This is a genomic window from Companilactobacillus sp. (assembly GCF_022484265.1).
GTDB lineage: Bacteria > Bacillota > Bacilli > Lactobacillales > Lactobacillaceae > Companilactobacillus.
Window position 1 is genome coordinate 1161335 of sequence record NZ_JAKVLR010000001.1, and the last position, 24365, is coordinate 1185699.

22 protein-coding genes are annotated in these 24365 nt (G+C 38.6%); 13 read left to right on the forward strand and 9 right to left on the reverse strand.

From position 1 onward, the window contains the following. The first annotated feature begins 11 nt into the window (after positions 1-11). Positions 12-833, forward strand: a complete 822-nt coding sequence (locus LKF16_RS05745; RefSeq protein ID WP_291469517.1) for a MurR/RpiR family transcriptional regulator — start codon at positions 12-14, stop codon at positions 831-833. Between the two features lie 33 nt (positions 834-866). Here the strand turns inward: LKF16_RS05745 and LKF16_RS05750 are convergent, their stop codons facing one another. Both LKF16_RS05750 and LKF16_RS05755 read right to left on the reverse strand, forming a co-directional pair. Further along, positions 867-1568: an N-acetylmannosamine-6-phosphate 2-epimerase gene (locus LKF16_RS05750; protein ID WP_291469518.1), complete on the reverse strand. Its 702-nt coding sequence runs from the start codon at positions 1566-1568 to the stop codon at positions 867-869. 1 nt (position 1569) lies between these two features. After that, entirely contained in the window at positions 1570-2454 is an 885-nt protein-coding gene (locus LKF16_RS05755) for an N-acetylneuraminate lyase (protein ID WP_291469521.1), read from the reverse strand. A 425-nt stretch (positions 2455-2879) separates the two neighbouring features. Between LKF16_RS05755 and LKF16_RS05760 the strand changes: the two genes are divergently transcribed. From LKF16_RS05760 to LKF16_RS05775, 4 genes are read left to right on the forward strand one after another with little or no spacing between them, the layout of a single operon-like run. Continuing rightward, a complete protein-coding gene (locus tag LKF16_RS05760) occupies positions 2880-3626 on the forward strand; it encodes a sugar phosphate isomerase/epimerase family protein (RefSeq protein WP_291469522.1) in 747 nt (248 codons plus the stop codon). Further along, the gene (locus LKF16_RS05765; RefSeq protein ID WP_291469524.1) at positions 3623-4828 is read left to right on the forward strand and encodes a cation:proton antiporter; all 1206 of its coding nucleotides are present in this window, start codon (positions 3623-3625) and stop codon (positions 4826-4828) included. The genes LKF16_RS05760 and LKF16_RS05765 overlap by 4 nt, the downstream gene beginning before the upstream one ends. After that, positions 4825-6339 (forward strand): sodium:solute symporter, encoded by a 1515-nt coding sequence (locus LKF16_RS05770; protein ID WP_291469525.1) that lies wholly within the window; start codon positions 4825-4827, stop codon positions 6337-6339. Before LKF16_RS05765 ends, LKF16_RS05770 begins: the two co-directional genes overlap by 4 nt. A gap of 21 nt (positions 6340-6360) precedes the next feature. Continuing rightward, positions 6361-7341 carry an alpha/beta fold hydrolase gene (locus LKF16_RS05775; protein ID WP_291470363.1) on the forward strand — a complete coding sequence of 327 codons (981 nt, stop codon included), beginning with the start codon at positions 6361-6363 and terminating at the stop codon, positions 7339-7341. Positions 7342-7503: 162 nt separating this feature from the next. Here LKF16_RS05775 and LKF16_RS05780 read toward each other — a convergent pair whose 3' ends face one another. Further along, the gene (locus tag LKF16_RS05780) at positions 7504-8283 is read right to left on the reverse strand and encodes a glycosyltransferase family 2 protein (protein ID WP_291469527.1); all 780 of its coding nucleotides are present in this window, start codon (positions 8281-8283) and stop codon (positions 7504-7506) included. A 63-nt stretch (positions 8284-8346) separates the two neighbouring features. Here LKF16_RS05780 and LKF16_RS05785 point away from each other — a divergent pair, with 63 nt between their 5' ends. Together LKF16_RS05785 and LKF16_RS05790 are read left to right on the forward strand one after the other, a co-directional pair. Then, complete coding sequence (locus LKF16_RS05785) at positions 8347-9099, forward strand: tyrosine-protein phosphatase (protein WP_291469529.1); 753 nt, start codon at positions 8347-8349, stop codon at positions 9097-9099. A 55-nt stretch (positions 9100-9154) separates the two neighbouring features. Beyond that, positions 9155-11104 (forward strand): ABC transporter ATP-binding protein/permease, encoded by a 1950-nt coding sequence (locus LKF16_RS05790; protein ID WP_291469531.1) that lies wholly within the window; start codon positions 9155-9157, stop codon positions 11102-11104. Between the two features lie 49 nt (positions 11105-11153). Here the strand turns inward: LKF16_RS05790 and LKF16_RS05795 are convergent, their stop codons facing one another. Next, positions 11154-11936, reverse strand: coding sequence for a tetratricopeptide repeat protein (locus LKF16_RS05795; RefSeq protein WP_291469533.1), 783 nt, complete (start codon positions 11934-11936; stop codon positions 11154-11156). 170 nt (positions 11937-12106) lie between these two features. On the opposite strand from LKF16_RS05795, the gene LKF16_RS05800 reads away from it, so the two are divergent. Beyond that, positions 12107-13291 carry a zinc ribbon domain-containing protein gene (locus tag LKF16_RS05800; protein ID WP_291469535.1) on the forward strand — a complete coding sequence of 395 codons (1185 nt, stop codon included), beginning with the start codon at positions 12107-12109 and terminating at the stop codon, positions 13289-13291. Between the two features lie 173 nt (positions 13292-13464). After that, positions 13465-14913: a zinc-ribbon domain-containing protein gene (locus LKF16_RS05805; RefSeq protein WP_291469537.1), complete on the forward strand. Its 1449-nt coding sequence runs from the start codon at positions 13465-13467 to the stop codon at positions 14911-14913. 256 nt (positions 14914-15169) lie between these two features. Here the strand turns inward: LKF16_RS05805 and LKF16_RS05810 are convergent, their stop codons facing one another. The 4 genes from LKF16_RS05810 to LKF16_RS05825 all read right to left on the reverse strand — a co-directional run bounded on the left by LKF16_RS05810 (position 15170) and on the right by LKF16_RS05825 (position 19549). Beyond that, on the reverse strand, positions 15170-15304 hold the full coding sequence (locus LKF16_RS05810) for a hypothetical protein (RefSeq protein WP_291469539.1): 135 nt from the start codon (positions 15302-15304) through the stop codon (positions 15170-15172). Positions 15305-15658: 354 nt separating this feature from the next. Beyond that, the gene (locus LKF16_RS05815) at positions 15659-16402 is read right to left on the reverse strand and encodes a glycerophosphodiester phosphodiesterase family protein (protein WP_291469541.1); all 744 of its coding nucleotides are present in this window, start codon (positions 16400-16402) and stop codon (positions 15659-15661) included. 81 nt (positions 16403-16483) lie between these two features. Beyond that, positions 16484-17641 (reverse strand): N-acetylglucosamine-6-phosphate deacetylase, encoded by a 1158-nt coding sequence (gene nagA / locus LKF16_RS05820; protein ID WP_291469543.1) that lies wholly within the window; start codon positions 17639-17641, stop codon positions 16484-16486. Between the two features lie 849 nt (positions 17642-18490). Then, complete coding sequence (locus LKF16_RS05825) at positions 18491-19549, reverse strand: D-alanine--D-alanine ligase family protein (protein ID WP_291469545.1); 1059 nt, start codon at positions 19547-19549, stop codon at positions 18491-18493. A gap of 275 nt (positions 19550-19824) precedes the next feature. Here LKF16_RS05825 and LKF16_RS05830 point away from each other — a divergent pair, with 275 nt between their 5' ends. Together LKF16_RS05830 and LKF16_RS05835 are read left to right on the forward strand one after the other, a co-directional pair. Next, complete coding sequence (locus tag LKF16_RS05830; protein WP_291469547.1) at positions 19825-20781, forward strand: DUF1002 domain-containing protein; 957 nt, start codon at positions 19825-19827, stop codon at positions 20779-20781. A gap of 128 nt (positions 20782-20909) precedes the next feature. Further along, on the forward strand, positions 20910-22250 hold the full coding sequence (locus LKF16_RS05835; RefSeq protein WP_291469549.1) for a hypothetical protein: 1341 nt from the start codon (positions 20910-20912) through the stop codon (positions 22248-22250). 25 nt (positions 22251-22275) lie between these two features. On the opposite strand, the gene LKF16_RS05840 is transcribed toward LKF16_RS05835, so the two are convergent. After that, a complete protein-coding gene (locus tag LKF16_RS05840) occupies positions 22276-22959 on the reverse strand; it encodes a ribonuclease H family protein (RefSeq protein ID WP_291469551.1) in 684 nt (227 codons plus the stop codon). A 79-nt stretch (positions 22960-23038) separates the two neighbouring features. Here LKF16_RS05840 and LKF16_RS05845 point away from each other — a divergent pair, with 79 nt between their 5' ends. Together LKF16_RS05845 and LKF16_RS05850 are read left to right on the forward strand one after the other, a co-directional pair. Beyond that, a complete protein-coding gene (locus LKF16_RS05845) occupies positions 23039-23788 on the forward strand; it encodes an alpha/beta hydrolase (protein WP_291469553.1) in 750 nt (249 codons plus the stop codon). Positions 23789-23920: 132 nt separating this feature from the next. Next, complete coding sequence (locus LKF16_RS05850; protein ID WP_291469555.1) at positions 23921-24364, forward strand: hypothetical protein; 444 nt, start codon at positions 23921-23923, stop codon at positions 24362-24364. Position 24365: the final 1 nt, after the last annotated feature.

Genomic DNA, 24365 nt, shown 5'->3' on the forward strand with positions numbered 1-24365 from the left:
AGTGCAATATCATGACCATTTTGAAGAAAATTGAAGAAGATTTACCAACGCTTTCACGTCAAGAACGCAAAGTCGCTTTGCAGATCATTCAAAATCCTCAAGAAGTTCAGCAAATGAATATCACGACCTTAGCTAGTAAGGTTGAGGTCAGTAATGCCACCATCACCCGCTTTGTTAAAAAAATGGACTGCCATGACTTTTACGAATTAAAATTGAAGCTAGCCAGCGATCGACCTAACCAATCTAAAGAGATCAGTAAAGGATCGATTGCCGATGAAGTATTTACTTTTTACAAAAACGTCCTTGGAGACACCGCTGAAAGAATCGACCTGGATGAATTGCGAAAAATCGTTGACGTTATCTCAAATTGTCGGAGAATTTATGTCTTCGGTATCGGAAGTTCCGGCTACACCGCTCAAGAAATGGCTCAACGTTTAATCAGAATGGGCATTGCCGCCTATCCAATGACTGAAAGCCACATCATGTACATCACCAGTGGAATCATCAATAAAGACGACGTCATCTTGGCTCTGTCGACTTCTGGAAGCACGACTGATTTGAATAAAGCTGCCTCATTAGCCCAAGTCAATGGTGCAAAGGTCATCGGAATCACAGGTGTTGAAAAAAGCCGACTGTTTGAATTATGCGATTATCCAGTTCTCGTTAAGAACAGTGATTTCATCGATAACACACACTTCGTGAACTCTCAATTTGCCATTACTTACGTTCTCGATATTATCACGACTCTGCTTTTAGAAAACGATACCTTCAGCAAACGTCTCAGTCACACTGTCGAGATCGTGATGGACAATAAATTTAGAAATAATAACTAAAAAACTCAGGAGAACTTAATCTCCTGAGTTTTTTTAGGCTTTAATTGCATTAACAGTATTGATAAATTTTGAAGCGATCTCCAATGGACGTGTGATTGCTCCACCTACGACCACTGCGTGACAACCCAATTCAATGCAACGACGAGCTTTTTCAGGAGTATCGACTTTACCTTCAGCGATTACTGGAACGTTTGAAGTTTGTAGTACTTGTTTCAAGTATTCAAAATCGTTATCGGCAACGTTCATCCCTGTTGTATCAGGAGTATAGCCGTGCATGGTTGTTCCGACGATGTCGAATCCTAATTCATTAGCTTCTTCAACATTTTCTAAAGTTGCCGTGTCTGCCATCAATAATGTGTCAGGAAATTCTTCCCGCATTTGAGCGACGATGTCGGCTAATTTTTCGTCATGAGGACGTTTTTGACCTGTCACGTCACAGGCAACAACTTCTGCACCCGTGCTGGCAACGGCACGCATCTCCTTAATAGTTGGCGTGATGTAAACTGGCGAATCATCGTAATCAACTTTATCAAGTCCGATGATTGGCAAACCAGTCTCATCTTGGATAGCCTGAATATCCACGACTGAATTACATCTGATAGCAACTGATCCAGCTTCTTTAGCAGCACGTGCCATGCGCGACATAATAAACGAACTATGTAGCGGTTCGTTTGGCAATGCTTGGCAAGATACGATCAAGTGCCCTTTGACAGTTTCTAAAAATTTGTTTTCCATATTATTTCACTTCTTCAGTTTGAAAGTAGTCTTGATAAATCTTCTTTGCTCCAGCAATCATTTCTGGAGTTGGTTTTGCCATTGGTGCCTTTGTAACTCCGGCGTTAACACCCATTTCCTTGAAGACAAGTTTGAGTGATGGATAAATATCATTAGCAATCAATGCTGTGATTGCATCGTTACTTACTTTTTGCAATTCTCTAGCAGTGTCGATGTCGCCTGCTTCAAAGGCATCCATTTCGGCTCTAACACGTGGTGCATTCAAGTTGTATGTTGAACCAATTGCACCATCAACATTAAGTGCTAAGGCTGGCAAGAGCATTTCGTCAAATCCTGACAAGATCAATTTGTCTGGGAAACGATTGCGAACTCTTTCTAATAGATAGAAGTCAGCATTTGTATACTTGATACCGATGATCTTTGGATTTTCGAATAGTTCAGCAAATTGATCGATTGATAAACCAACACCAGTTAGAGCTGGAATTGAATAGATGATCAACTTGTTATCAACGTCTTTAACAATTTCGTTGTAGTAATCTTTGATTTGTTCAAATGAGTATTTATAGTAGAAAGGAGTAACAGCTGAGATCTTAGGATAGCCAAGATCTGTTACATATTTTGCCAAAGCTTTAGATTCGTTAAGATCAAGCGAACCAACTTGAGCAATTAAATCAACATCGTTTTTTGCTTCATCCATAGCAATTTTGAAAATATCGCGTTTTTGTTCTGGACTCATTAAGAAGTTTTCACCAGTACTACCACCAACGTACAAACCATCAACTTTATTAACGTCAATGTTGTAACGGATCATTTCGCGTGTCCCAGCTTCATTGATAGTTCCGTCTTCGTTAAATGCAGTCATTAATGCAGAATATAATTTTTTCATGTTAAACCTCGATATATGATTTTTATTTTGTAATAGTTTCCAATCCCCTACCGCTGCCATTAATGTACAATACAATAATTAATATTTCAATCCCATTTTACGATAATTATTATCGTTATCAGCTGTACATCCTGATGTATGTGCAATGTGTCACAATAAAATATTTTTTTAAGTTTAAATTCTCGAAATACGGTCAAATAAAACCGGTCTGAAAGCTTTTTGCTGACAATAATAGGAAGTCTTCCGTTAATTATTTTCATTAAACCAAAATATTTGTAAAAAATATCAGAAAACGTTTACATTCGAATTTTTACATGCTATATTGTTCAACGTAATAGTTACTCCAATCATTCTAACCGCTACCGAAGGTGCCTTTTGGCGCATCCTTTGGTGACGGTTTTTTTGTTTGAGAGGTGGAAAAAATAATGAATGTATCGATTAACACGGCTGTGTTTCTCCACAATATTGAAGCTGGAGAAAGTCAGCTGGATTGTTTAAAGAGATTATCTGGTTCTTCAATCGACAACATCGAAGTTCGTGGGGAAATGTTCGATGACGATACGAAAGATGAAGAATTAAAACGAATCAACCTGCTCTGTGCAGATAACGATTGGAAATTCTTTTATTCAGTTCCAGAACAACTTTTTAATACTAATGAAATCAATTCAAATTTAAGTGCTCATTTAGAAATGGCTGATAAATATCACATTGATCATTTAAAAATCAGCTTGGGCAATATGAGTCAGATCACGGAAAATCAACTGGTCGATTTAAAACGATTATTAGATCAACACACCGTTAAAGTTACGATTGAAAATCAACCTAATGATGACGGTATTGTCGATGTTGTTCAAAAGTCGTTAGCAAAATTGAAAAACTTCGACATCCCGCTCGGCTACACCTACGATGCTGGAAATTGGTATTGGATCTTTGAAACGCCAACTGATGCTTTTAATCACGTTAAAAACTACATCAGCGTCTTTCATCTAAAAGATATCAAACGCAAACAAACAGTTATGTTGGACGATGGTGCCACCGACTGGCGGACGATCGTAAAACAATTAAAAGACGACACACCTATTTTCTTGGAATATGACATCCCTGATAACATGCTTCAAAACCAAATCGATTTAGTCAACGAACTAATCAACGACAGTGTTGTTGAAGTATGAGCTACTTAGTTCAATTAGTTATCATTTTAATTCTGACTAAAATTGGTGCGCATTTATCAAACATGTTGAATTTTCCCAGCGTGATCGGTGAATTATTGGTCGGTGTTGTCGCTGGACCGGCCGTGTTAAATATCTTAACGGGTACGACCTTCATTCAATATTTTTCCGAAATCGGCGTAATTGTCTTGATGTTTATCGCCGGACTTGAAGGCGATCTACACTTGCTAATGAAATTTTGGAAACCAGCCTTAACGGTTGCCATATTGGGAGTTATCTTCCCAACTATCACGGCTGCTGGGCTATGTGCTTTATTCTTTGGTTTCAAATGGACCACTGCCATCTTTATCGGCTTAGTCTTAAGTGCCACTTCTGTCAGCATTTCCGTTCAAGTGTTGAAAGAGATGGGCAAGATGAATACCAAAGAAGGTGCAATTATCTTAGGCGCTGCGGTAGCTGACGATATCATCTGCGTTATTTTGCTTGGTATCTGCGTAGCCTTCTTTGGCTCAGCTGCCAGCAGCAATCAGCCATTATGGTTGATGATCTCCACTAAGTTATTGTTCTTCGTCTTGATGCTAGTTTTGGGAAGATACTTTGTCCCTCGATTTATGAACTTCTTCTCTAAATTGAACACTAGCGAAAATGAAGCTACAGGTGCCGTGATCCTTTGCTTTGGTTTTGCTGCCATTGCAGTTGCTTTAGGTATGAGCGATGTCTTAGGTGCATATTTTGCCGGGATCGCCTTATCAGAAACTAAGTACCAAAAGAGTTTGGCTCAAAAAATAGAGCCGATCGGTTATGCAATCTTCATTCCAGTCTTTTTTGTCAGTATTGGACTCAACATTACTTTCAAAGGACTCCAAAACGATATCGTCTTTATCATTGCTCTAATCGTCATCGCCATCTTAGGAAAACAAATTGGCGGTGCCCTAGGTGCAAAGATGTTTGGACTAAATTGGTCTGAATCAAATATCGTGGGCGCGGGAATGGTCTCACGTGGCGAGATGGCTTTAGTTGTCGCAAACGTAGCCTTAGGCGCTAAACTGATCGACCAAAATCACTACACAGCAATGATCTTAGTCACAGTAGTTACTACCATCATTGCTCCACTAATTTTGAAATTCTTTATTCAAAGATCGACAAGTAATTCTGCAGTAAAAAAATCTATTAGTTCCCAATCAATTAATGAGGTGAAAATATGACAAAAGTTGGTTTTGGAACGGTCAATTGGATCGTCCTAGTCGTCTATCTACTTGCAATGCTTGGCGTTGGTGTTTACTTTACGAAAAAAGCTAGTAAAAATACCGATGCTTTCTTTAAAGCCAAAAGCAGCATTCCTGCTTGGGCTGCCGGATTTAGTATTTACGCTACAACTTTAAGTGCCATTACATTTATGTCAACGCCAGAACAAGCCTATCTCAAGGACTGGGCTTACGGCGTTGGTTCACTTAGTATCATTTTGATCGTGCCATTATTGATCAAATACTATGTTCCATTTTTTAGAAAATTAAAAGTTACTACAGCTTACGAATATCTAGAAGAACGTTTTAGTCCTGTCATGCGTGTCATTGGTAGTTTACTATTCATCCTCTACCATATCGGACGTGTTGCAATCGTTATTTATCTACCAATCATCGCTATCACGACGGTCTCTAACATCAATCCGATTTTAATCGCCTGCGTTGTCGGTGGACTATGTATCATTTATACCTTCATGGGTGGTATCGAAGGTGTTATCTGGAGCGATGTTATCCAAGGAATCTTACTTCTTGGTGGAGCTCTCTTAGTTGTTATCGTGGGTATTGTTTCTATTAAAGGTGGTTTTGGAACAGTTATCAACGATGCCGTTACTAACCACAAGATCTTATCAAGCCAAGACTTAAACGTCGGCGACTTAACTAAGTTCATTCCATTGATCTTTGCCGGACAATTCTTCAACACCCTTTATCAATACACTGGTAGTCAAGATGTTGTTCAACGTTACCAAACAACTGCTACTCAAAAAGAAACTAACAAATCTCTTTGGACTAACGGAATCCTTGCCTTGATCACAATCCCATTGTTCTTCGGAATGGGTACAGTTCTCTTCAGTTTCTACAAGAACACAGGCTCATTGCCACATGGATTCAATACTAGTGCTATCGTGCCTTACTTCGTTATCACAGAGATCCCTGCTGGTGTCGCTGGTTTGGTTATCGCTGCTATCTTTGCCGCAGCTCAATCAACTATAGCTTCAAGTTTGAACGCTATTTCATCTTGTGTCGTAACAGACTTTAAGCAACGTTTCTTCGACCACAAGTTTAAAAATGTTTCTGACGTTACTTTAGCTCGTATTATCATCATCATTACTGGACTCTTTGGGCTTGGCATGTCGATCTACTTATTGATTGGTAATGCTTCAAAGACTTGGGACTTATTCTTAACGGTTACTGGACTCTTTGGTGTTCCAATTGCTGGAATTTTCGCAGCCGGAATCTTTACCAAACGTTCAAATACATTCGGAGCCGTGATTGGATTGATTCTTTGTGTTATTGTGACAGTGTTCGTCCAACAAAACAGCGATTCATCATTGATCGTTGCTACAGTTTCATTCATCACTTCATTCGTATTCACATACATCATCAGTTTCTTTGCTCCAAAGAAATACACTCACAATATCGTCGGCTTAACAGCATCAACAGTTAACGAAAAATACGTTAAAGCTGCTAAATAATTTTTGAAAGAAGCGATTACCTTGCGAGATCCAATGCCATTAGCTGAAATGAAAAACTATCTAGGACGTCAGGAAGTACCATCAGATTTCGATGAATTTTGGAACCAGCAAATTTCTGAACTTCCCTCCTCCTTTAATTACACTTTGACTCCACAAAACTTTGGCCTAACTAATATCGACTGTTACGAGTTGTCATTTCAAGGTACTAACCATTCAACCGTATACGCTAAGTGCCTTTTCCCAAAAAATTCGACTAATATTCCGACTGTCTTCAACTTCCATGGCTACATGGGACAATCAAGCGATTGGTCCGATTTACTCCAATACCCTGCCGTAGGATACGGAATCGTAGCGATGGACGTTCGTGGACAATCCGGTAAGTCGACTGACGAACGCTCAGTCACTGGCAACACAGTCAAAGGACAAATCGTGCGTGGAGTAACTTCCGGAAGAGACAATCTCTTCTTCAAAGACGTTTACTTAGATGTTTATTCACTGATCGAGATCATCGCCCAACAAGACTTTGTCGACAGCGATAATCTGGCGGTGTTTGGAGGCTCGCAAGGCGGTGCTTTATCGTTAGTGGCAGCAGCCTTAAATCCTCGAATTAAAAAAACTGCTGTCATCTATCCGTTCTTGTCTGATTTCAAACGAGTTTTGGAAATCGGCAACAGGGACGAGCCCTATGACGAGTTATTCCGTTACTTCAAGTTTTCTGATCCGCTTCATTTGACCGAAGATAAGATCTTAGACACACTTTCTTATATTGACGTTAAAAACATGGCGCATCGAATCAAGTCACCGGTTAAACTATTTACTGGTCTAGAGGACCAGGTTTGCTTCCCTTCGACTCAATTTGCGATGTTTAACCGTTTAAACTGCGACAAAAAAATGTATCCCCTACCTGAATATGGACATGAGGAAATGCACGTGCACGTTAACGACATGATTTTTAATTGGTTAACTGACAGTAAGATCCAGATCAAAACGCAGATGGAATAATTTCTGACGTGTGTAACATCAAATAAGACCGACTAATATTCTGATTAGTCGGTCTTATTTTGATTTTATTAATAAAATATTGTCTCAATACAAATAAAGCGCTTACTTCAATGGTTATTTTGCTAAAATGTAACTTGGAGCCAAAAAAATAAGCCTTGCGGCTTAGTCTTTAGTTTCTGCACGTTGTTCACGTTCCTCTTTAGAATTTTGGTGGATCGTCTTGTAAACCTTCATCGTCGCCATACCAATGTTCTTGGTATTTTCCATATCGAATTTCTTGGTGATGCTGTCTTTTCGAGAAACATAATGATACAACGGAATATCATTTAAATAAAATCCCTTGGCGACTGTGGCATACTCAACATTGAACACCTGGTCTTCCATCAGAGCTAGATCAGTTAAAAAACTGAGCTTGTGTTCATCGATAATTGACCGACGATACATCTTGTTCCAAGTGTAACCCATCACTGAACCGCTCATCTTGATGATCTGCTTGATGGCGTCGTCTCGATCGACTAGACCCAATCCCTTTTTTTCAGTCTGAGCTTTGCTCTTGCCGTTCTTGGAATCGATAAAGAAACCGCAACTGACTAAGTCCAGAGTAGGATTTTCGGCAAATTGGGTTAAAAAATATTCAACGTAATTAGGCTCGACCCAGTCATCGCCGTCGACAAATGTGATGAACTGACTAGACGTCAATTGCATACCAGTATTGCGGGCAGCCGATACTCCAGCATTTTGAGCATGACAAACAACCCGCAAGAAGCTATACTTTGCTTCTAATTCTTTTAGTATTTGTAGGGTATTATCTGTGGAATGGTCGTCAACAGCCACAACTTCAAAATCCTTAACCGTTTGGTTGGCCAAGGATTCAATTGTTTTAGCAATGTATTGTTCAACATTGTAAGCTGACAAAATTATTGACAGTTTTATATTTATCATTAAATCACCTTAATAGCATTTTATCGCGAATGACCTAAAATGCGCAACAAGGGGGGAGCAAACATGAAACGAATTTTAGACCTCAAAGGCGCAATCAATCTGCGTGAACTCGGTGGCTATAAAACTACCACCGGTAAACAAGTTAAATACAAAAAGCTGCTCCGCTCAGGAGATATCAGCAACCTTACCCCGACTACTTTAGATTTCCTTAAGGACTACGGTCTAAAATACGTCGTAGACTTCCGGTCGATGAACGAGCAAAAAATGTGGCCTGACGTCGAGTCGGATTTTTACAAAGTCTATCCTGACCCAGTCTATCCACTAAAGGGAAATGGCGAAAAACTAGCTAATATCTTGCCGCAAAATTACGATTCATATCTGGGCATGGTCTATCAGACAATGGTGCTAGATTCCCACGCTCAGCAGTCGTATTCATTGCTGTTCCAATTGCTATTAAAAAACGACCAGCCAGACCAATCAGTGCTATTTCACTGTGCAGCAGGCAAAGATCGGACCGGAGTCGGTGCTATTTTGATTTTAAAGGCCCTTCAAGTCGACACAGAGACGATTGTTAAGGATTATCTACTAACTAACTTGATGTACGAAGATCACGCTACAATCGACAAAATACTCAATGACAAGCATGGCAATCAAACGCGAAATAATATGAATATGACCAAGGCCGACATTCAAAGTATCGAGTCTGTCTTTGAAGCAATAAAACATTATTACGGAAATTTTGATAATTATTTAAATAACGCTTTAGGAGTAGACGCTAACGACCTAAAAGCCTTACGTGCCATTTACTTGGAATAATAAAACCTTTATAATCACTATATTCAAAAATAATTTTTTAGGAATGGAGACGTCTATGAGTTTTCTTGAGCTTAAAAATGTTCAAAAATCCTTTTTCCTAGGCAAAAAGAAATTCCCAGTCTTAAAGGGAATCGACTTAAGCCTTGATCGCGGAGAATTTGTATCAATTCTTGGTGAGTCCGGTGGTGGTAAAACTACTTTACTTAACACTATCGGTGGACTAGATTCGCAGTTTGAGGGCGATATCTTAGTCGATGGGAAATCGCTCAAAAAAGGTTCCGATAAGGCACTCGACAATTATCGTAGCCATACCGTAGGATTTGTTTTCCAAAGTTTTCATCTGATCAGTCACCTGACTGTTTTGGAAAACGTCTTAGTACCGCTTGAAATGTCAACGTTAAACCGACACGACCGCATAAAACGTGCCAAATCATTACTTGAAAAAGTTGGTTTGACTGAGCATATCGACAAGCATCCCAACCAATTATCTGGTGGTCAAAAGCAGCGTGTCGCAATCGCCCGTGCTTTAGCAAATGACCCCGATATCATTATTGCCGATGAACCTACAGGTGCTCTTGATGCGCAAAACACCGAGGAAGTTTTACGTATCTTGAACGAAATCGCTGAAGAAGGCAAACTGGTTATCGCTGTTACTCATTCGCAAACAGTTGCTGACTACGGAACACGAATCGTTCACTTAGCAAATGGTGTGATCGACTCAGATACCAACATCCGCAATCACTATCCAGCACGTCCTTCAAGACGCGACCGCAAGATCACTCACTTGAACTTTGGAGATACTTTCCGACTAGCTTGGGAGCACATGCTTTACACTAAAGGTCGTAACATTCTGATTATCCTTGGTGCCGCAATTGGTATTTTTTCAGTTATCTTCATGCTCGGTCTTGGTTCTGGTATTACTGGCTATATCAACAAGCAAATGTCTGATCAAGTTAATCCTAATGCCATCCAAGTTACCAAAAACGCTGCCAGCAGTCAGGTAAATAGTTCAACTGACACGTCTGACATCACGATGACAAATGCCGATATGAAACGTTTTGCTAAGATCGACCACGTCAAAAAAATTGAAAAAGCTTACTTTGCTCAAGCACCTAAGATCACTATGGGCAAGAAGAATATCTCAGTCCCTTACTTCCAAACTTGGAATGCCACTGAAAAATCTGGCGACATCGTTGCCGGTCACAAACCTGGTAAAAATGAGATCATCTTGCTCAAGTCTGATGCTACTAGACTTAACAAGAAGCATTACAAAGACTTAGTTGGTAAAACAATTACTATCTACGTACCTTCTCAAGATAGTAACAAGCAACCTGTCAATGTTAAGAAAAAATTGAAGATTTCCGGTATCATCAAATCTGGTTCAACCGCCATCACATTTGATACTTTGAAATCTGCTTCAGCTAAATACAACGTTTCGATCAAACCAAACTTTGTTACTTTGACGGCTGATAGCACGCTTAACGTTAAGAAGATCCAAGACAAGATCAAGAGTTTTAAACATACTGTTAAAGGTAAACAAGTAGCTGTCTACACAATTACCGGTGTCGGAGCTATTATCGATTCGCTTAACACTTACTTGAAACTTGCCTTTGATGTTCTAGCTGCAATCGCAGGTATTTCCTTGATCGTTTCAGCTATCATGATCATCGTAGTTCTCTACATCAGTGTTTCAGAACGTACCCAAGAAATTGGTATCCTACGTGCCATTGGTGCTAGAAAGAAAGATATCAGAAACATGTTTATTTCTGAGTCATTCTTGATTGGTTTATCCTCCGGTGTCTTTGCCGTCATAATTGCATACCTAGTCGAATGGGCGGCAAATTCGGCAGCACAGAACGCATTTAAGGCAACCATCGTAGCAATTTCACCAGGAAACGCAATTTTTGGAATCGTCGTAAGTATCTTGATCAGTTTAGTCGCCGCACTCGCACCATCAAGACGTGCCGCTAAACTAGATCCACGCGACTCATTAACAGATGAATAATTTAAGCAAACAAAAACATCGAGATTTTAGTCTCGATGTTTTTTTGTGTTTAGCTAGCATCTGCCATTGCTTGATAAGCTTTTTTATAATAGCTTTCTGCTGTTGCTATATTTTTAGTTACTCCATATCCATGCTCATATAAGTTACCTAAAGCTGCCATCGCTGGTGCAGCGATGTTGTCGCCACGTGCAGCCGATTCTTTGTAATATTCATATGCTTTAGCGTAATCTTGCGTAACTCCATTGCCAGTTTCATAGATCTTGCCTAGTTCATATTGACTAGTAATATCGCCCTGTTCGGCACCTTTTTCAAAATATTTGATGGCGGTCGTCATATTCTTGGTCACGCCTTTTCCTTGTTCGTAAATGTATCCAAGATATCGATATGCCTTCATATCAGTCTTTGATGCAGATTGGAAATACTTCATAGCCTTAGAATAATCAGCCTTAGTTGAACCATATCCATATAAGTAAACTATTCCAGCAATTTCTTCAGGAACACCAGTCTGTCCTTGATCGATTGCCTTTAATGCATATTCGAGTGCTTGATCGTAATTGACTGATACGCCACCTGTACCATGAAGCAATGCGGAACACCACAGTGCTTGAGCTGGACCATAGCCTTCTTCAGCTAATTTTTCGATAGTTTCCTTTTGACTGCTGAAATCGCCTTTTTTAGTACTCGACATTGCAGCATCAAATTCTTTTTTCATTGTTGAAGTGGAGACATTTTCGGTACTTGTACCGGTAGTTGCTGCCTGAACTGAGGTTGAACCCGCAAACATGACTGTCGCAACTGCCATCACATTTATGAGTGAAATAAACTTTTTCATTGAGTTCTCCTTTATAAAATCATTATTATAGTTAAATCATAGTGTTGCTATCTTAAAATAATGATAAAAATTTCAAGAATTTATAAATAATGATATATACGTCTTTTTATTAATATATTTATTATATATAATTGAATCTATATTTAATTATAGAGGGGAAACAAATATAAATGAAATGTCCAAACTGTGGTGCCGACATCGTTGCAGGCCAAAAGTTCTGCAATAAGTGTGGGTTCCCAATCGAAAAATATGCTAACAAAACTGCAGGTAATCAAAATCCAGCAGCTCAAAGCAATCCTAATCCTGCTCCACAACAACCGGTTAACCAACAACCAGTTCAAAATAATGGGGTAAATCAACAACCTCAACAAAATTATCAACCAGTTCAACCAACTCAAAACATGGGTGCACAACCAATTATGGGAAATGTGCAAAACAATATGAATAGACAACCAGTAAATCAAAATTTTAACGGTCAAGATAATAATGGCAATCAATATTCATACCAAGCTCAACCACAAGTTGCTAATAATGGTAATGGTCAAAGTTTTTCTGATGTACTTCATAAAATGATTCCATTTGCAAACGCTAATTATGGTACTAGTATTCTCGCTATTATCATTTTAGTAGCCTTATGGATGTATGCTCCAGATCCATTAACGATCATTGTGTTAATCGCCATGATCGTTGGCTGGTACTTTGGTGCTTCTAAATTTGGAGATACTAGCATTAACTTCAATAACGGACTAGAAGGCGTTTTCCTTGCCCGCAATAACCAAAATCAACGTAAACTTTCCGATATCGTTAAATGGACTAGCATCATTGCTGCAGCAGTTACGCTTATTTTCGTCTTTGTTGGAACATACTTTACCATCACAGGAATCGATACTATAAAACAATTACTAGGGTTGGCTGGTGGAAACGCTGATTTTCTCAAGAGCGATTATACATTGTTTGGTGGTTTAACTGATGCCAAAAAGGTAGTTGCTTTAATTCTAGGATTAACTAGTGATTTTAGTGCAGATGAACTACAAACATTCCATCAAGCAAGAACCTTCTTAAATCTGACTTTATATGCTGCCCTACTCGGCCCAATCATTACAGTAGTGTTCAGCTTTGTTAAAATTAAGTTTAGTAGACTTTTACGTGTGCTTGGCGGAATCATTTCATCTGCTGCATTCTTATTTATTTTTGAAATGTTCAAGATGATGACAGACTCAACGGACTCAACTTTCCATAACGTTGCTCAATACTTGACTCTTGGCTTTTCTAGTTATATCACTCCAATTGCAGCAGTTATTTCTCTAATTGCAGTTTATGCTTGGGCAATCCGTGAAAAAAGAAATTTCCAATAACAAACTAAGAGTGCCTAATGGCACTCTTTTTTTCGGTCTGATTACTAGTTTGTGACCTTTTTGTGAACTTTAAGTCGGATTCTTTTTATTAATTATTTTGTCTTGTATAATTGTTAATGTATAGATTTTTTGAAAAGCGATGTTTATTGCATTGCGACAATGGAGGTAAACACATGGTATGTCCAAATTGTGGGCACGAGATCAAACCAGGTCAGAATTTTTGTGATAACTGTGGTCTCCCATTAAAAAAAGATATTAATGTTAGCAAAAAAACTGAGCAACCTGTCAGAGATGATGCGGTTCGCTCATTATCAGATTTAGAAAATGAATTAGATGCTCAAGACAAAGCCGCCCAAGCTAAAAAGGAGAAAATGGCCGCTGAACAATCAGAAGAGGAAGCTCGAAAAGCTGCTGACGCTAAACGTATTGCGGTCGAAAAAGCCTACGCCGAAAAAATGGCTGCTAAACGTGCTCAAGAAGAAGCTCACGCACAACCATCAGAAGATGTAGATGACAAGACACGCGTTTTCGACTTTCGTGACCAAGTCAAACAAGCTGCACCAACTCAACCTAAGCAAAAACCTCAGGTCGATCCTAGAATGGAAATGGCCCCTGCTCAACGAGCTGAATTCGAACGTCAGGCTCACTTAAACAGTCAGCCAAAAGCACCTGACAATCTGAATTTGGACCAACCTGTTCATTTGGATCCTAAAACTGGATTGCCAGTTTATCCTGACGACAAGCCCGTTCATCATCAAGAAAAAACGGATGAAGAACAAAACGATGGCTTATTAGCCAACATGATCAATTTTTTAAAAAATAATATTTACGTTGACGTGATTGCTATCGTATTAGTCGTCATCACATTCTTTATCAAACGTAATTATGCTTGGATCTTGTTAGCTATTTTCCTTGTGGCATGGTTCTTAACTTCTCAAATCATTCATGGTAAAGAGATTCGTTTGAATAAATTGATGAGTCATCATGATACTAAAGCTGATTCTGAAAATAATCAGTCTCATCAAAATAACCCTCAGCACAATACCAACCATCAACGAGAATCCTATCAACAGCAAGCTTATAATCAACAGCCTTATCAGCAACAACAGTCTCAACCAAGACAACAACCGCAAGCTCAGAAGCAAGCGAAACCAGAAAATCGCCATCATCGTAACTGGCGTCAAAATTTAATTATCATTGCTTCAATCGTCGCCTTTATCGCAACGATTACTGGACCATTTGTTAACGGCGTTTCCCTATCGTCAACAATTGCTCATGCAGCCACCGTTTCATCATATTTCGGTGCTCAAACTAATTTGATCATGAATCTTTCTTCAGCTGTTCGCTTTATCTGCTTTATTTCGCCAGTCATCGTATTGATTGCAGCGAACTTCAGAAGTCGCGGAAGTATCAGATTGATCAAAATATTATCACTGCTATCATCAGCAATTTATATCGTCGCATTTGCGTTATTTAGAACAAACGTGATTAATGCTGCGCTAGTTACCGGACAATATGCAGAAAACAATGCTCAAATCGGTACTAGTTTCTATGTCTTAATCGTTGCATCAGTATTATCATTGCTCTTAGCTTACACATTAAAGCCTCGAGTTAAAGATTAGCAAAAAGTCCGTCTAGACTAATCTAGGCGGACTTTTTTGTATGGTCGATTTTGTAAAAAATCAAATTAAATTATCGAAGGTATATACCAAACAATATTTTAAATACAAATTACAAAATATTAGTATATGCGTATTTGTTTACTAGCTAACTATTCAGCCTATAATGAATAAATAGATAGTCAGTTATGGAGATGTGAACAAGTTCAGCAATTGAGCTAAAACGCTTCTGAAGGCGACCATGTCTGATATGGTCGCATCAGAAGCACCAGCCAACTTCTGAACCTGCAGACTCTGTAGTCTCACCAGTTAAAAGTACTGCCTCTATGGTATCTGCAGGCAAAGTACTTGGTGCATCTTCAACGGTTTCTTTAGAAACAAGTTGTGACTGCAAGCACATCAAGCAAGATGTTCAAACAACTGCAGTGGTATTTGAACATGGCTGAATATCATATCTGTAATTTGGGTTAAACCATCCCAAAGTTCTTATCTCATATCGAATGGGAATTTGTTCATAGACACTCTATCTTGATGATTGGACGAAGCATCCCTTTTAGGGACATTAATAAAAATTAGACTCGTCCATAAAATTAAGTATTTGCCGGATACAAATACTAAAAGTATTTAAAACACTAAATCAATTATACGTATACGTTAAAGATCGGTGAGATTTTAACATATATTCAAAGAAAACTTTTTCTTTGTTCATGCAACTCTTCTAATTCATTCACAGGATTAGGAGAGTTTTTTAGTCCAACAAGTCCTTCATTTGATCAGCCTTGTTAGTAAAGATTCCATCAACGCCCCAGTCCAACAATTGTTTAGCACGTTCTTTATCGTCAACGGTCCAAACATTGATCTGGTAATGATATTTTTTCATCATCGCAATCTTTTGTTGAGTCAAGTCAGTATCATCTGGATGAATTATCTTAGCGTTGCATGCTTGCATGACTAAATTCCAGTCATCTTGGATAGCTTGATGTTCGAATAAGACAGCGTATTTTAGTTCAGGATTTAACTTGTTCATTTTTTCGAGCATGATCGGACTAAAACTAGAAATGATCAAGTCGATATCAGGATCCAAGTTATCTAATGCTTTAGAAAATTTAAGACATAATTTATCTGCTAAATAATTAGCGTCATCGCCAACGACACCCTTTAATTCAATGTTAGCGTTGATCTTATTATCATTTAAAAATTTGATCAGTTGGTCTAACGTTGGCACCTTTTCACCGACGAATTTGTCAGAATACCAAGAACCAGCATCAGCTTTTTCAACAACTTCGGTGTCGACAGTTTCAATTGAACCTGTTTGGTCAGTTGTTCGATCAAGCTTGTCATCATGAATTATAAAAACATCTTCATCTTTAGTGATACTTAAATCAGTTTCGATCCATTTCAAACCATTACTGACCACTGCTTCAAAGGCCGGCATAGTGTTTTCTGGTGCTAAAGTTGGGATACCACGATGTGCAAAGATTTTTTTAGTCATAATTTCCTCCAAATTTACTTCAATTATAAATCTTGGGGTACAAAAAGAGCAATCCAGATACTGAATTGCTCTACGTTTAAATTAAGCTTGGTATCTTGAAACACCATCAAGATAAGTTTCTGACAATGTCATATCGTCATCAAGCACGATAAAGTCAGCATCGCGACCTTCGGCGATCATTCCACACTTATCGAGAACTTTTGAACTCTTGGCAGCAGTGTAACTGGCCATTTCAATTGCTTCTTCATCAGTAGCAATGTTCCAGTCAACGACGTTTTTAATAGCGTCTTTAAGCAATAGGATCGAACCAGCAAGGTTGTGTGTTTCATCCTTCAATCTAGCAGTACCATCAGCAACGACAACAGGTAATTCACCAAGAACGTAGTCACCATCAGGCATCAAACCGGCACGCATACAGTCAGTGATCAAAGCAACGTGTTCAGCAGTTTTCTTTTCGATAACAACACGAGCAGCGTATGGATTAACGTGGTGGCCATCACAGATAAGTTCGTCATCAACTAAGTGCATTGAAAGAGCAGCACCAACCATACCAGGTTGACGGTGGTTTAAACCACTCATTCCGTTGTAAGTATGTGTAAATCCAGAAGCACCAGCTTCAACACAAGCCTTAGCTTGTTCAAAAGTAGCGTCAGAGTGACCTAAAGTAACCGCAACATCATCAGATGCAACAGCTTGTGTAAATTCAACTGAACCTTTTCTTTCAGGAGCAATTGAGATTTTCTTGATCATGCCGTGAGCAGCTTCTTGCCAGTCAACAAATTCACTAGCATCAGGGTCACGCATATATTTAGGGTTTTGAGCACCCTTGTGTTTTTCAGTATAGAAAGGACCTTCAAAATGAATACCTTGGATCTTGGCACCAGTAGCCTTTTGGTAGTTATCACCAATCGTGGCACAAATATGTCTAAGTTGATCATGAGATGCAGTCAAAGTAGTTGGCAACCAAGAAGTAACACCAGCTTTTAAAAGACCTTCTGACATTTCGTTTAATTTCTCGAAATCGTCATCCATAACATCATGACCAACGAGACCATGAATATGAGTATCAACAAGACCAGGAGCAATAAACTTGTCAGAATAATCCACGATCTTACCTTCAGGCTTGTTATCTTCAGTGAAGAAACTACCAAATTTGTTGTCATCAGTAATTTCAAGATAACCACCGTTTTCAGTCGTGTTAGGTAAAAAGAACTTTTTAGCATGAATGTAATATGTCATTTTCAATCCTCCAATAAATATGAATATAGTATAGCAAAAATAATTGGTATATACCAAGAAAAAGGACAAAAAATCGACACAAATTAACATTCAATAAAAAATAAAATTCAATCCCCGACAAGCACGAAGTGCTGGGAGGACAACCTTACCAGAAGAATATAATTCCCAAGTGATCACAAATACAAAAAAACAAATTTTAAAAATTATATTTTCCGATAAAAAAGCAGGAGATAGCAAGCAACCCATATTCCAACAAATATAGAGGCTTTTGAATGGTTAAATCTGAGTTCATGCGAAAGATGCAAGCATACCTTATTTCAACAAACATAAAGGTTCTTGGTTCGTTTTAAATTAAAGTTTAAACAAAGGCTGCAAGCATACCTTCTTTCAACAAACATAGAGGTATTTGACTTAAACCAGACTAGCCGTACGGTTGGGATTGCGTTGGCCCAAGTAGAGAAGAAAGGAACGTACGTCGCCCTTGGCGCATGCGCCACTGTCTAAAATGTTGGCTACGCCAACGAACAACCAAGGATGACGAAGCCAACAAAGCAATCCCAATAATACGGCGGCCCGCATACCTTCTTTCAACAAATATAGAGGTATTTGACTTAAACCAGACCAGCCGGAGGACGGAAATCGATGCCCCGGCCCAATGGTGGCGTTTATGTTAGTCGACGATGACGGCGACTTACATAAAAAGGCAGCTTTGAGATTTTTTCGGTCTTTGAAAAAAGCTCAAAGTGTCTTCACCATGTTCCGGCCGACAAGGGCAATTGATTTCCGTCCGGAGGAGGCCCGCATACCACCAACAAAAAAAGGCTAAGCCACAAATGGCTTAACCCCTGATTACTTAGCTAATTCTTCGTAATATCTCAACTTACTCTTAATGATCTTATCGCAAAGCTCAGGATAACTAATCCCAACAGCTTCCGCCTCACGAGGCATCAATGAACGAGGAGTCATACCCGGAAGAGTATTAGCCTCCATCACGAAAATATCGCGATCACGGACCAAGAAGTCCACACGACCATAACTAGTCATACTCAAAGCTTCAAAAGTCTGCAATGCAACTTCTTGCATTTCCAAATGAATATCTTCATCGAGATTTTCAGGAGGAGTTGTGAAGTGAGTAGTAGTATTCTCAGTAAACTTGTGTTGGAAGTCGTACCAACCAGTATCAACAGTAACTTCGATAGCTGGAAGAACTTGACCATCAACCACAGCCACAGAGAATTCACGACCCTTGATATATTCTTCGATCAAGGCTTCTTTATCGAATCTCAATGCATCAGCAACCATTGCTTGCAATTCAGATTCATCGTTGATGATATGAGTACCAACACTTGATCCACCATTAGAAGGCTTAACAACCATTGGGAAACGGAATGGAATTTCTTCCTTTGTGATCTTGCTAGTCTTAGTAGCAACGAACTTGGCAGTTTTGATGTTGTTTTGAACAAAAACTTCTTTAGAGAATTTCTTATCCATAGTAACTGCAGATGCTAAAGTACCGCTACCTGTGTAGCGAATATCAAAGACATCAAGGACGGCTTGCATCTTACCGTTTTCTCCGTCTTCACCGTGAAGACCTAAGTAAACCATGTCTGCATGTTGGCAAACTTTCAAGACGTTCTTGCCAAGCAATCCACGAGTTCCGTCTGTACGTAAAGCATTGATCTTTTCGTCAGTCAAAACTTCATCGTCAATGATCAATTTTGATTCATCTTCGGCTTCAGTCTTAAATAATGAATCGATTTGATCATCTTCAACATCGATACCTAAAAATGAATCAATATTAGCTACTTCGTAGCCTTTGCTTCTTAAGGCGTTAGAAATCTTAACACCGGATGATAATGAAACGTTTCTTTCGGTACTTCTACCACCTGAGAGGACAACAATTTTCATAGTTGTTTACCTATCTTTCTTTTGATTTTTCGAATTTAAGCGTGTTCCTAGAACCTATAGGATAGCATAAATTATCGTATCAAACTAGAAAAAAATACTGTCATGGCACGAATTTAAGCGTTATACGTGCGCTATTTTTTAAAAAATCTATCTAACAATACTGTCACATCTAGTTTTTTTCATCTGATTAAGTGCTAGGATATTGTTTAGATTTACGAATATTCTCGAATTTTTCATAATTATTTGGTTTAATTACTTTTAAGGAGGGCTTTATTGTGAAAAAGCTAAAAGTATTACTATTAAGCGTTATTTCTTTAGTAGCGATAGGGATTTTCGCTTCATCGTCAAACGTCGCTAAAGCCGACGATACACTTGACCAACCAGTTATGACACTGGGTACTTCACTAACATCTGATCAACGACAAGGTACGATAGATGCCTTGTCAGGACAAATGAGTAACAGCAACAATAATTACAACACCATCACCGTGACCGGCGATACATTAGTAAAATATTTGAATCCAAGTGGTAGCAACTTTAACAGTGGCTCTGGCGTTTGGTCATCTGCTTTGATCGAACCTACTTCAAGCGGTTCAGGTATCAACGTTAACATCGTCAATTACAATGGTAAAAATAATATTACGACGATCACTGCGGATCAATACAGGAATGCTGCACTAACAGCCGGTATTTCAGATGCTAATATCTACGTTACTTCTGCAACACCAATTGATGGTTCTGGTGCCTTAGCTGGTATCTACGCAGCCTATTCAAAACAAGGTAACTCTTTGAACCAAAGCCAAGTTAACGCCGCTCAAAACGAAATGAATGTTTTAAGTGGTATCACTCAAGACAACAAGGGTACTCAAGGATATACTGACCAACAATTAAACAATGCTGTTGCTGGTATGAAAGCTGATTTAGCTAAACAAGGTACTAACGCATCAAAACAAGAAATTACTAATATCGTAAACAACAACTTGCAACAAAACAATCTCCAAAATATCATCAACAATAATCAAAAGACTCAATTGATCAATTTGATGGTCCAAATTAGAGATTCTGGTGCTCTGAAAAATGGTAACTTCCAACAACAAGCTCAGAAATTAAGTAGCGATATCACTAGCAAAGCTAAGAATATTTTTAACAAATTAAATACTCAAGAAAATCGTAATCTGGTCCAAAGAATTTGGGACAGTATCGTTTCATTCTTCAGTAACTTATTCAAATAAGACTAATAGGCAAGCTTTCGGGTTTGTCTATTTTTGTGCCTTTTTTTTATAAAAATTTCAGTTTTGATTGAATCGTTTAATATTCTGCACTATGGTAATTTCATAGGATTTATATGGGGGAGCAATCAATGAAAACAATCAGATCATATAGTAGTACGTGGCTTGGAATCGGTGGATTTGCCATCAATTTGATACCATTTCTACTGTTCGTATTTTTAATCAAACACAACGGCGATATCATCACCGAAGTACTGCCATTTGGCCTATTTTATGCTTTCAGAAGAACATCCCTATACTTGTTTCGTGGATCGAATGTCCAGTTAGAATTTTTTGGCTGGTTTGGAATCTTTTCAGCCATTTGTGCTTACTTCTTGGGAATGTTCGGACAATTCTCACCTGTCCTAGTGGATGTATCAGCCATTGGAGCAGGTGTTGGAGCAGCACTTTTTCCATCTGTTCAAAAAACCTACAGTTTACACGCCACTGATGAATCCACGAATAAATTTGTTAGTCTATTGATCTGGATCCTGGCAATTGTTTTACTAGTCTTCATCATATTTACCACTGCCAAAAGCAAGACTTATCTTTCATTTTTAGCCATGCTAATTTACAGTTTGATTGGTTTATTAGGCTTTTACTGGAACCCGCAACGTAAGAAATTGTCCAAAGATTACAATTGGCCAACATTAAGTTTTCCCAACGTTTTGTTGTCGTTAGCCCTATTCTTATCAGTCTTGCTAGTTCGGATCGGCCGCAGTTTGGGCGTTGGCCAACCGACTTACTGGGGAGTCTTCATCCTCGGTGGCGTTCTGCTGGTGATTTTATTAGATTTAATTTTTAACCGCACAATGCATTCGCAAATGAACAATCGCTTGAGAACTCGCTTAATGCTGTTCGGTATTTGTGCCGACTTTTGTGCGATCTTCAGTGCCATCTACGTGGGCGTAACTTACGGTATCAACTCTTACATGTGGATCATCGCAGCTTTTGCAGCCGGGATTGCTTTGGGAAAACCACTAGTAGATCTCTGTGCAAAAATTTTTAAAAAGGCATCGCCTCTTAACATCGAGTTAATTGGAATCATCGTTGGCCTATTGTTGACCTTCAATATTTACACTTACTTTATTGGGATCTTCTTCATTCGGGCATTTGCGACCCAACAAAATCAATCGGCAATCAAAGAATACGATCAAACTCCTTTGGCCAAGACGAATAACTCCTTCATGGTCAGCTATCGATTGATGAGTATCGCTGGATTGACTACCCAATTTATTTTGTGGATCAGCTTGATAACTTTGACTAAAACCTCTCAAACCGATCTGACCCAAATTTTACTCGACTTTACTTACCACAAGACTAGCAACGCTTTTGCATTGCCAATCTTAATTACCCAAATAATATTAGTTACCTGCATGTCCATCTTCGTGATCTATACAGGTATTATCAATTCAAAAAAGGCCAATTCATAGTGAATTAGCCTTTTTTACTCGTGATTTACATTTTATCCATCGTTTCGTTCAACAATGCATCGACGCGATTGTTGCCTTCATCTTGGGCATGTCCCTTAGTCCAGCTGAATGCTTTATTAGTAACTGTTGGTAACAATCCATCTAGTTCTTGCCACAGTTCGACATTAGCTGGCGCGGTTCCGTCAGCCTTCTTGTAGCCGCGGCGTTTCCAACCGTTTAGCCATCCCTTAGTAATAGCGTTTAAGACGTACTGCGAATCTAATACGAAAATAATTTTTTTATCATTCAGATTCAGTTCATTTAGACGCTTGATACTTTCGATCAAAGCCATGATCTCCATGCGATTGTTAGTCGCACCAAATTCGTCATCTGTACCTTCAAAAATCTCGCCTTGATGGTTGATGTGAAATGCCCAGGCCGCCTTATCAGAAGATTTCACGTGGCCACCTTTATAATTGCCATGATTTCGTGAACCGCCGTCCGTATAGACAACAATCTCATAATCATCTAAATTTTCTGATTCTTTTTTCGAAGTTTTATTTTTGGTAGGATAATCGTCTTTGCCTTTTAAAAATTCTTCGGCTTCGGTCTGACTAGTAAAGCTTTTGTAGCGGGCGTTTTCGAATCCATTGACCTGCTTTTGACATTCCGGCCAAGAGCGATAAATTCCTGGTTTACGTCCACGTCGAACTGCATAATATTTTTGCAAAATGAATACCTCACTTAAATTACTTTGAATGAAAATAACTATTAGATATATTATAATATAGTGTTGATAGGGTGAAAAAATGGAAAATAAACAACGACCTGTATTGTATGTCCATGGTTTCCGCGGGGGAGACTATACAACTGAAGAAATGGTCAAATCAGGCTTAAAGTATACTGGAAAAAAAGAATTTCTCAAAGTATTGATCAACTGGCGTGGTCAAATCACTTATGAAGGTAAATGGACGGATGACGAATGTCCGATCATTCAAGTAGTTTTTAAAAATAAATTGATCAGCGAAAATCAAATTGCACATTGGCTGATCCACCTACTGATCCAGTTAAGAAAAGAACATAAATTTAACGAATACGATGCCGTCGGCCATTCACTTGGAGCGGTCTCTTTAGTGTTGGTCAATCTGCACGAAAAACGCCATCAATACATGCCAAAGATGAATCATTTAGTTACGATTGCTGGTCCTTTCAATGGCGTGTTAGGCTTGAATGACTTGCCTAATATCAATCGAATTAACCCAAGTGGGAAACCGGCTTTCATGAGCCCTACTTATTTTCGAATTTATCTAAGTCGCAATAATATCTCGCCAAACTTAAAAGTTTTAAACATCTATGGAAATGTCGAAGACCATTCCAACAGCGATAAATACATCTCAGTAACATCAGCTAAATCAATTGGCTACGTCTTACAACCAAGAGTCAAAGAATTTTACGACATGCCAGTCAGCGGTTCAAAAGCTGAACATTCCTTGATGCATGACGACTCGGATATTCTGCAAAAAATCAATTTATTTATTTACGCACCTTATTCTGCATAACAATTATGCAGAATTTTTTTATCTAAAATATAATTCTTATTACTTCGCATTTAACAATCAGATTATCTATACTGTATTAAGGACGTATAAAGTTTTCAAAATGCGTCAGGATGCAAACAAAGGAGAACTGAAATGATCAAAGTTAAGTCTTATCGTCCATTTATCACTGAAAATCTCATTTGGGATTTCCCATCGAGATTCAAACTAAAGACAGTCAGCGACTTTTTGCAAAAAGATATTGCTGACATCACTGACTTTATTAGTGAAACTGCCAAAGAGACGATGAGCAACAAAAGCGTATATTGGTTCATCGAAGACAAGCGGAACCACCAGATTGTCGCACTAGTGGCCATTCGTTCGATTGATTTTGATCACAATTCAGCTACCTTGCAAATTTCTTTTGATGACAATATTTCCGACGAGTTTATTCAAGAGATCGTTGAGCGATTATTCATTTTCGTTAATGATCAAATTTCTTTGAGTGAACTCAAAGTTGACAAAATTCCATCAAAAGTTAGCAATTTCTTCACATTAAATGGATATAATTTAAACAATAATAAATTAATAAAGGGGTAAA

Excerpts from the sequence above, each read along its gene's own strand:
- LKF16_RS05745 (WP_291469517.1), top strand. The coding sequence starts at position 12 with ATGACCATTTTGAAGAAAATTGAAGAAGATTTACCAACGCTTTCACGT.
- LKF16_RS05750 (WP_291469518.1), bottom strand. The coding sequence starts at position 1,568 with ATGGAAAACAAATTTTTAGAAACTGTCAAAGGGCACTTGATCGTATCT.
- LKF16_RS05755 (WP_291469521.1), bottom strand. The coding sequence starts at position 2,454 with ATGAAAAAATTATATTCTGCATTAATGACTGCATTTAACGAAGACGGA.
- LKF16_RS05760 (WP_291469522.1), top strand. The coding sequence starts at position 2,880 with ATGAATGTATCGATTAACACGGCTGTGTTTCTCCACAATATTGAAGCT.
- LKF16_RS05765 (WP_291469524.1), top strand. The coding sequence starts at position 3,623 with ATGAGCTACTTAGTTCAATTAGTTATCATTTTAATTCTGACTAAAATT.
- LKF16_RS05770 (WP_291469525.1), top strand. The coding sequence starts at position 4,825 with ATGACAAAAGTTGGTTTTGGAACGGTCAATTGGATCGTCCTAGTCGTC.
- LKF16_RS05780 (WP_291469527.1), bottom strand. The coding sequence starts at position 8,283 with ATGATAAATATAAAACTGTCAATAATTTTGTCAGCTTACAATGTTGAA.
- LKF16_RS05785 (WP_291469529.1), top strand. The coding sequence starts at position 8,347 with ATGAAACGAATTTTAGACCTCAAAGGCGCAATCAATCTGCGTGAACTC.
- LKF16_RS05790 (WP_291469531.1), top strand. The coding sequence starts at position 9,155 with ATGAGTTTTCTTGAGCTTAAAAATGTTCAAAAATCCTTTTTCCTAGGC.
- LKF16_RS05795 (WP_291469533.1), bottom strand. The coding sequence starts at position 11,936 with ATGAAAAAGTTTATTTCACTCATAAATGTGATGGCAGTTGCGACAGTC.
- LKF16_RS05800 (WP_291469535.1), top strand. The coding sequence starts at position 12,107 with ATGAAATGTCCAAACTGTGGTGCCGACATCGTTGCAGGCCAAAAGTTC.
- LKF16_RS05805 (WP_291469537.1), top strand. The coding sequence starts at position 13,465 with ATGGTATGTCCAAATTGTGGGCACGAGATCAAACCAGGTCAGAATTTT.
- LKF16_RS05815 (WP_291469541.1), bottom strand. The coding sequence starts at position 16,402 with ATGACTAAAAAAATCTTTGCACATCGTGGTATCCCAACTTTAGCACCA.
- nagA (WP_291469543.1), bottom strand. The coding sequence starts at position 17,641 with ATGACATATTACATTCATGCTAAAAAGTTCTTTTTACCTAACACGACT.
- LKF16_RS05825 (WP_291469545.1), bottom strand. The coding sequence starts at position 19,549 with ATGAAAATTGTTGTCCTCTCAGGTGGTAGAAGTACCGAAAGAAACGTT.
- LKF16_RS05835 (WP_291469549.1), top strand. The coding sequence starts at position 20,910 with ATGAAAACAATCAGATCATATAGTAGTACGTGGCTTGGAATCGGTGGA.
- LKF16_RS05845 (WP_291469553.1), top strand. The coding sequence starts at position 23,039 with ATGGAAAATAAACAACGACCTGTATTGTATGTCCATGGTTTCCGCGGG.
- LKF16_RS05850 (WP_291469555.1), top strand. The coding sequence starts at position 23,921 with ATGATCAAAGTTAAGTCTTATCGTCCATTTATCACTGAAAATCTCATT.